The 6,616-nt window shown below is 51.3% G+C and carries 4 protein-coding genes; 1 reads left to right on the top strand and 3 read right to left on the bottom strand.

Annotated elements, in window-relative coordinates:
* Window positions 1–211 precede the first annotated feature (211 nt).
* Window positions 212–580 (top strand): lipocalin family protein, encoded by a 369-nt coding sequence (locus ABD842_RS21220; protein ID WP_425553193.1) that lies wholly within the window; start codon window positions 212–214, stop codon window positions 578–580.
* Between the two features lie 38 nt (window positions 581–618).
* On the opposite strand, the gene ABD842_RS14100 is transcribed toward ABD842_RS21220, so the two are convergent.
* The 3 genes from ABD842_RS14100 to ABD842_RS14090 form a co-directional block, all read right to left on the bottom strand.
* Window positions 619–2,049 (bottom strand): T9SS type A sorting domain-containing protein, encoded by a 1,431-nt coding sequence (locus tag ABD842_RS14100; protein WP_345115113.1) that lies wholly within the window; start codon window positions 2,047–2,049, stop codon window positions 619–621.
* 62 nt (window positions 2,050–2,111) lie between these two features.
* Window positions 2,112–2,495, bottom strand: coding sequence for a hypothetical protein (locus ABD842_RS14095; RefSeq protein WP_345115111.1), 384 nt, complete (start codon window positions 2,493–2,495; stop codon window positions 2,112–2,114).
* A 71-nt stretch (window positions 2,496–2,566) separates the two neighbouring features.
* Window positions 2,567–6,565 (bottom strand): RHS repeat-associated core domain-containing protein, encoded by a 3,999-nt coding sequence (locus ABD842_RS14090; RefSeq protein WP_345115109.1) that lies wholly within the window; start codon window positions 6,563–6,565, stop codon window positions 2,567–2,569.
* Between the last annotated feature and the right edge of the window lie 51 nt (window positions 6,566–6,616).

The following is a 6,616-nucleotide window of genomic DNA, read 5'->3' as shown; positions in this document are numbered from 1 at the left end:
GCTTCGCTGAATCGGCTTTTTTTCATAAACAGTCAAAAATAGAAGAAGTGAAAAGTTACTACTTCTCTCTACTTTTGACTGGCTCACTTAATGGGGAAGGCTACACTTATACATAACCTTACTCACTGCAACTTTCTTGAGCACCAGCTGTAGCAGCTCCGACTCCGATACTCCAGCTCCTGCCCCAGCACCGACCGCAACCAAAAAAATAATGGCCAAAACTTGGTACCTGACAGCTCGGATGCGGACTTACCCCGGCACGAATGAAAATCTCTTTGCTGGGTATCCTACGTGTAGCCGTGATGACTTTTATAGCTTTCAAGCCACTGGCAAATTGCTGTTCGACAACGGAGTAGAAAAATGCCTGCCTTCCGAGCCACAAACAGTAACAGGTACCTGGAGCGTAAGTGCTAACGATACCAAGATCAGTATTAGTCATCCTTACCTCGGTGGGGCTGCTGGCTTAGCCGCTCGTGGTGGTACTATACAGGAATTAACTACCCAAAAGCTCGTTATTGTTCAAACCGATACCGTGGGCACGACACTCGTGCTCACCACTTCCACGTACCAAGGGAAGTAGGGAGCCAGTATGCTTCTGAGGTGGCAACACCCTAGCACTTACTCTAACACCAGCCGCTGCGTGGCGCTGCGAGCACCCGCTTGCAGACGAGCTATGTACAGGCCCCGGGGCAGATGCGCGACCGAGAAACTGCTCTCCGCAGCGGTGAGTGTTTGCTGTAGCACGGTGCGGCCTAGTCCGTCGAGGACCGTCAGTACCAAGGGAGCAGGCTGTGCTGGCTGAAATACAGTCAGCCGGTCGGTGGCCGGATTGGGCACGAGGGCAATGCCGAGCAGAGCACTAGGCCGCGTGGCGGTGGGCTTCACTTGGCTCAGGTTATAAAATATCCGAACGCTATGGTCCCCGGCGCAGGGAATAAGAATGTCTGTCACCCGGTCCCCGTTGACATCGGCTAGCCGCAAGGCATCCGGAGTGGGCCCGAGGGGAAATACAACCGGTGTAGCAAAGCGAGGCGGACCAGGCTGCAGGGTATTGCGGTAGACTAGCAACTGCGTATCTGTGGCGACAATCAACTCCGCGGCCCGGTCCCCATTGAGGTCCGCCAGCAGTACGTGCCGCGGGGTGGCAGACATGGATAAAATGAGTGGGGTCGTATACTGGAACGGGGCCGTTCGTAGAAAGACGACTACCGTATTCGAGCCGCTGTTGGCCACAGCCAGATCCGGGTAAAAGTCCAGATTAATGTCGCCAGCCGCGGCGCTACTGGCCCCTGTGCCAAGACTGGGTATGTTGATCGGAGGGGCTAACCAGAATTCGGCTTGCATAGGACTGTGTTGCATTATGCGGATCTGGTTATAGAGCGGCATGGCAACCAGGGCATCCAGGTCCCCGTCCTGATCTAAGTCCGAGAGCTGAATATTCGCAGGCAGGTCCAGCGTGGTTTGCCTCGCTATTTGCTCAACTACCCCATTGCCCCGGTGAGCATACGCAAAGACACCGGCCAGAATCTCCTTGTCATTCGTCATCGCCAAGTCAATCAGCCCATCCCCGTTAAGGTTACCGGCCTGAAGGCGTGGCGAAACGCTAGGGTAGGTCGAAGCAAAATTAACAGCAAGTGAGGCGGTCAGCGCGCCAGGCTGGGTCAACGAATTGGTAAAGGCCGTAATGTGCCCATCCGGGCCGCTGACGGTAAACAGGTCATCCAGCCAGGCATTGGGGTTATTCACATCCAACGACACAGCTACTACGCTGCTGGGGGACGTGCCCGCCGTATAAGTGCTCGTGGCCGTAGCCGGAAAGCCGGTTGCCGTTTGCTGGAAGATGGCCAACTGGTTGAGGCCCCGTTGCGTGACGGCCAGATCTGGGCGCTGGTCGTGGTTGAAGTCCGCAATGGCTACGTCACTCGGGGCCGCCCCAGGAGGTAGGGTAAGAGTTGCTGCCTGTAAGCTGATGGGTGGGTTTTGCTGCTGTTGAGCGAAGCTCGGCAATGTAAATGCACACAGCATTGAGAGTACCAGAATTCTTTCCATTTTTTAATATTAATGTCAGACTACATTAAGTCCTGTTGAACACATCACTGATTAAAAAGAAATCAATTCTTGCATTTCAAATTATCTAGTATTTTATTTTTAAGCCAAGCCATGACCTTAATTTTTTCATTTTCAGGCAAGCCGTTATTAATTTCGATCCAATCACCACCTTGATCGCTATTCTTAATAGCACTAACAATAATAGTTGATTCGTATTTTGAAGCTTTAGTTAATAATAAATGAACTATATAACTGTGTTCTGATGAATAAAAATAAAAACTATAAAAAGACTTGTCTTCATTATTTGGACCATCTTCAAAAGACAACTCATGATCAAATTTGCCAGAGGTTTTAATTGAATTAAGGTTGTCTACTGCGTCTTGGAATGAACATTGAATCAAAACTCTTTCAGCATACGGATAAGAACCAGCAGAAAATCTATTCATATCACATGAAGAGAGATTTACAATAACAAACAACGCAATGGATATCAAAAATGAATATTTCATAAACAGTGTCATTTGTGTTTGTGAAGCGAGGGTTTATTTGTGACACCTATATTGCTCACATGGTACCACATGGCAATATTAAACAAGGCGTTTTGATCAAAGGCTAAAGTTAGTAAGGATTTAGGGAGCGCTGCCAATCCCAGTCCTTCACCTAATATTGCGGCTTTAGTAGACCCTATGACATCGCCACTAAGAAGCAATTTCAATGAGATAGAATAAGATTCTGCTACGAACTGATAATCTGCACCAATTGATCTAGGATCCATAAGCAAGCCTTTAGCACCCGTTATTTTTAAATTATCGTATCGCCTGTCATGGCCTATTGCTGGGTATTCAACCTGACTGCTGGGTTTGTAGGAATACGAATAATTATCTTTAAAATCTTTAGGATTGTCTCCTCCAGGGTAAGACAGACCTAAGAGGTTGTTGTTGAGTGTACTTGGATTTACACAATTTTCACAATATGCGGAAGGTATTCTAAATACTTGAGTTTTCCAAACATATTCATAAGAATAGCTTTTTCCGTTTTGAACAAAAGGCGCAGAAAATATTGCTGTAATTTGTTTATAGCTAAACACCTGTTTGCTTGAAATTCCACCAATCATACCTACTCCTGCTCCACCATTTTGATAAGCCACTTCGTAAATCATAGCGTTACTACCTCCTCTGCCTTCATTAGCATATGAACCTGCACCATGTATTCTGTCGTACTGCTGCTGATAATTCAGAATTGCTTCTTGAGCGTTTGCACCTGTTGGGTCATTGTAATTAATTGGATCATTGTATGCGAAATGATAGGGTGACCATGAAGTAAACTCATTTGCTAGCGGGTCAACCCCCCAAAAGCGGCCAAGAGTTGGGTCGTAAGAACGCAACTCCGTCGAATAGAAGCTGTTTTCCGCGTCAAGCAAATCGTCCTGTAACTCAGAGCCACCATTATAGAGTTGTTTGCTGGCTACTTCCGCTGCCTGGGTGTTGACTGCTACCCCACCTATAGCCATACCAAAGGGATAGTAATGGTTTTCCTGCGAAACCAGCAGTTCCGCTTTCGGATGCAAAATGGAAAGTGAGTCAAAGTATACTGGTTGGGATCCTTCGTTGAGTACGCTCACCCGCAGCTGCCCTGTACGTGCTTCAACAGACGACAGGTCGATGGGCACAACGGCCACCAATTCCCGCCACGAATCATTGCTTTCCACTTGCGCCGGCATAGAGCCCGATCTGACCAGGCGCTGCTCATTATCATACAATGCCCAGGTCAGATACGCCATTGCGTTGGTCGGCCGCGCTTCCTGTGGGATCACAGGAGTTGCACGATGCGCGCCAGCCAATTTGGTCAACAATCCGGTCATGCTCACTTGAACTGCAGGAGCCAACTGCGGGATTCTGTATGTTCCTTTCTCAGTTGACGAGAGCTGGGGCGTTACCAGAGCAGGGACCAGTGCCCACTGCGGCTGAATGCGAGCTGGTGTAGGTGGAGTGAGAGCCGGACGCACCATCTGGGGCCCGTAGGGCGTGCTGTAGTAAACCTTTATTTTGACCTGTTCCCCATGCGTGACGGGCACGGAAGTAGTTGGCGCAGGCTGGCTGTTGGTAATAGCTCCTACTTTGGTACCCACCGAGCCAGAGGCGACAGTCGGCCGGCTGCTGCCCGGAAAGGAACTGTAATCGGCCCGGCTGGTGGCAATGTTGCGGAAGTGCGGATACTCGCCTTCCACCTCATCCTGTTCAAAGCTGAGACCCGTAATTTGCTTCCCGGCCGTAGCCCGAAAGGCCACGCGCAGGTTGCCCAGATGGTCACGCATCTGGTATTCATACGTCAACTGGTCCGGCGTCGAGGGCAAGATGAGTGCCCGCCCTTCGGGTGTTGGTAGCCATGCTAGGCCAGAAGCGTTTGGGGAAGACTCATAGGTGATACCATCCACATAATCGTATTGCACAAAGTTGCGGGCAGAGGAAACGGTTCGACGTAGTACCGCTCCGCCGGCTTCGTACTCATACTCCACGGAGCTTGTACCTACTTTTTGTCGCTCTATTTTATTGAGGCTATTATAGGTCAACGCAACCCCGCGGTTTTTGTCTAGTACCAGGTTGCCGTTCTCGTCATATTGGTATTGGTCCGTGCTCACCACTATCCCTATTGGGCCTTCCTCTTCTTGAACACCTCCATTGCCACCCGAGAGCGTGCTGGCAACCCGAAACCCGCGCGCGCCGTCACCGCTCTCTGTTACACTGAGCAAGCGGTTTCCGTCATACCGAAGTTCTAAGTTGTCGATTATCGTCAACGGCGCTGCTGGACCCGCCTGCACATTGCGCCGGACGGTTCGCAGATTACCATTCGCATCGTAGGTGATGTTGCGCTCATCAAAGGCACCCACCTCCGTCGTAGACCACGTCCCATTTTTAGCAGCAAACTGTGCATCCGTCAGCCGGCCTAGCCCATCGTAGCTGAAGCGGTAGCTACGCTCCCGCTCGGGCTGGTGCTGTTGGGATGCATTGTGGGCCTGCCAGCGGACGGCCGTAATGCCCCCATCAAAGCGAGCCGTATTGCCTAACCCATCCGCATTGTCTACCTCCCGAATGAGCTCCAACCCGAAGATGTCATTGGTATCATCATTGGTGGCCCGTACGCCTGCCGTGGATCGGTTATCGGTCAGCGTGCTGTTGTTGATGTGGGAAAGTTGACCGTGTAGGTTGTAGCGAAAGTCCTCCGACTGCAGATACGAGGCCCCATTGTCGCGGCTATGCAGGTTTTTCTCTACAAGCTGCCCCAGCAAGTTGTAGCTATGATGAGCGACGCGCACTTCGGCATCCCATAAGCCTTTGTAGAAGTTCTGCTGCCAGACATCGAGCAGCCGTCCGCTATGGTCGTAGGCGAAGCGGTTGCGGATCGATACGGCAGCGTATACATTCGTTTCCTGGTGTTTCACGCTACGAAGCAACTGGGGCACAAATCCTTGGGCGCGATACACGAGAGTCGTCACATCCGACAGCTCTGCGGCTTGGTTCAGCCGATTGTTGCTCTGCTTCTGAATGACGTTACCATACTTATCATAGAACACGACAGCCGTCAGTTGTCCTTCGTAGGTATTGTTGGGTTGGATGATACGCTTGCGCGTACCCGTTGCTAGGCCAAAGGTATGCTCCGTAGGCTGTGGATCTCCGGGCATAGCCGGATCCAGCGGTCGAAACGAGTAGGCCCCATTGGGGTCGAAACCGTAGTCATCGTAAAAGGTCTGCGACAAAACGTAACCGCCTGCACCCTCCTGCACGGGGGGGAACGTGTTCTGCGTTGTGTATTCGCTCCCCACACGCACTTCAAACTCTTCCCCGGAAGGGTTAAGGGCAGTGAATTCCTGCTGCTGCTCGATCATCTCAGGCCGAGTACTAGGGCCCTCTACAATGCCTTCTACGGCTGACCGATTTTGCTCGTCATACTTGGTGAAATACCACATGCCCGCTGCCCGCCGATTGCCATCCTGCACCAGAATGGGCCGGTCAAATGCATCGTAGACTAGGTATACCGGTTCCTGGCCCGGGAAGTGGCGTTCTACCAAGCGGCCGCGCTCATCATGAACGTACTGGAACAACCACTTCTTAACAAAGCCTGCATTATTTGACAGGTTCCACTGCTGGGCAGCATTCATGGCCTCAACGGCCGCCGGTGGAATAGTATAGTGCACCGCCCCTGACTCATAGTATACAGTATACGTGTCGTTGAACTGCTCTTGCCCTGGTGTCGAAATGACTTTGCGTTGCAGCACCGTCCGACCCAGCTGGTCACGATAGGAAAGCAAATGCCGTCCGTCTGCATCGACTACGCTTTGCTTGGTGAGTGATCCAGCCGGGTAGTAGTTCGAGCCGTCCAACTCCTGCCACATGTGTACCTCATCTCGGTCATTTACCTCATAGGAAAAGGTAGTCGGGTGCCGTTGCCAGGCCGCGCCCGACGTTTGAGGTGGTCTAGTCGAGGCGCACAGAAACAGGACGTATATTTCCTGAGTCATGACCGCAAAAAAGAGCAAGACTATGCCGGATAAGCGGCGCAAATACGACGA

Source organism: Hymenobacter algoricola, from assembly GCF_039539525.1.
Classification (GTDB): domain Bacteria; phylum Bacteroidota; class Bacteroidia; order Cytophagales; family Hymenobacteraceae; genus Hymenobacter; species Hymenobacter algoricola.
This window is presented reverse-complemented; position numbering and strand designations above follow the sequence as displayed.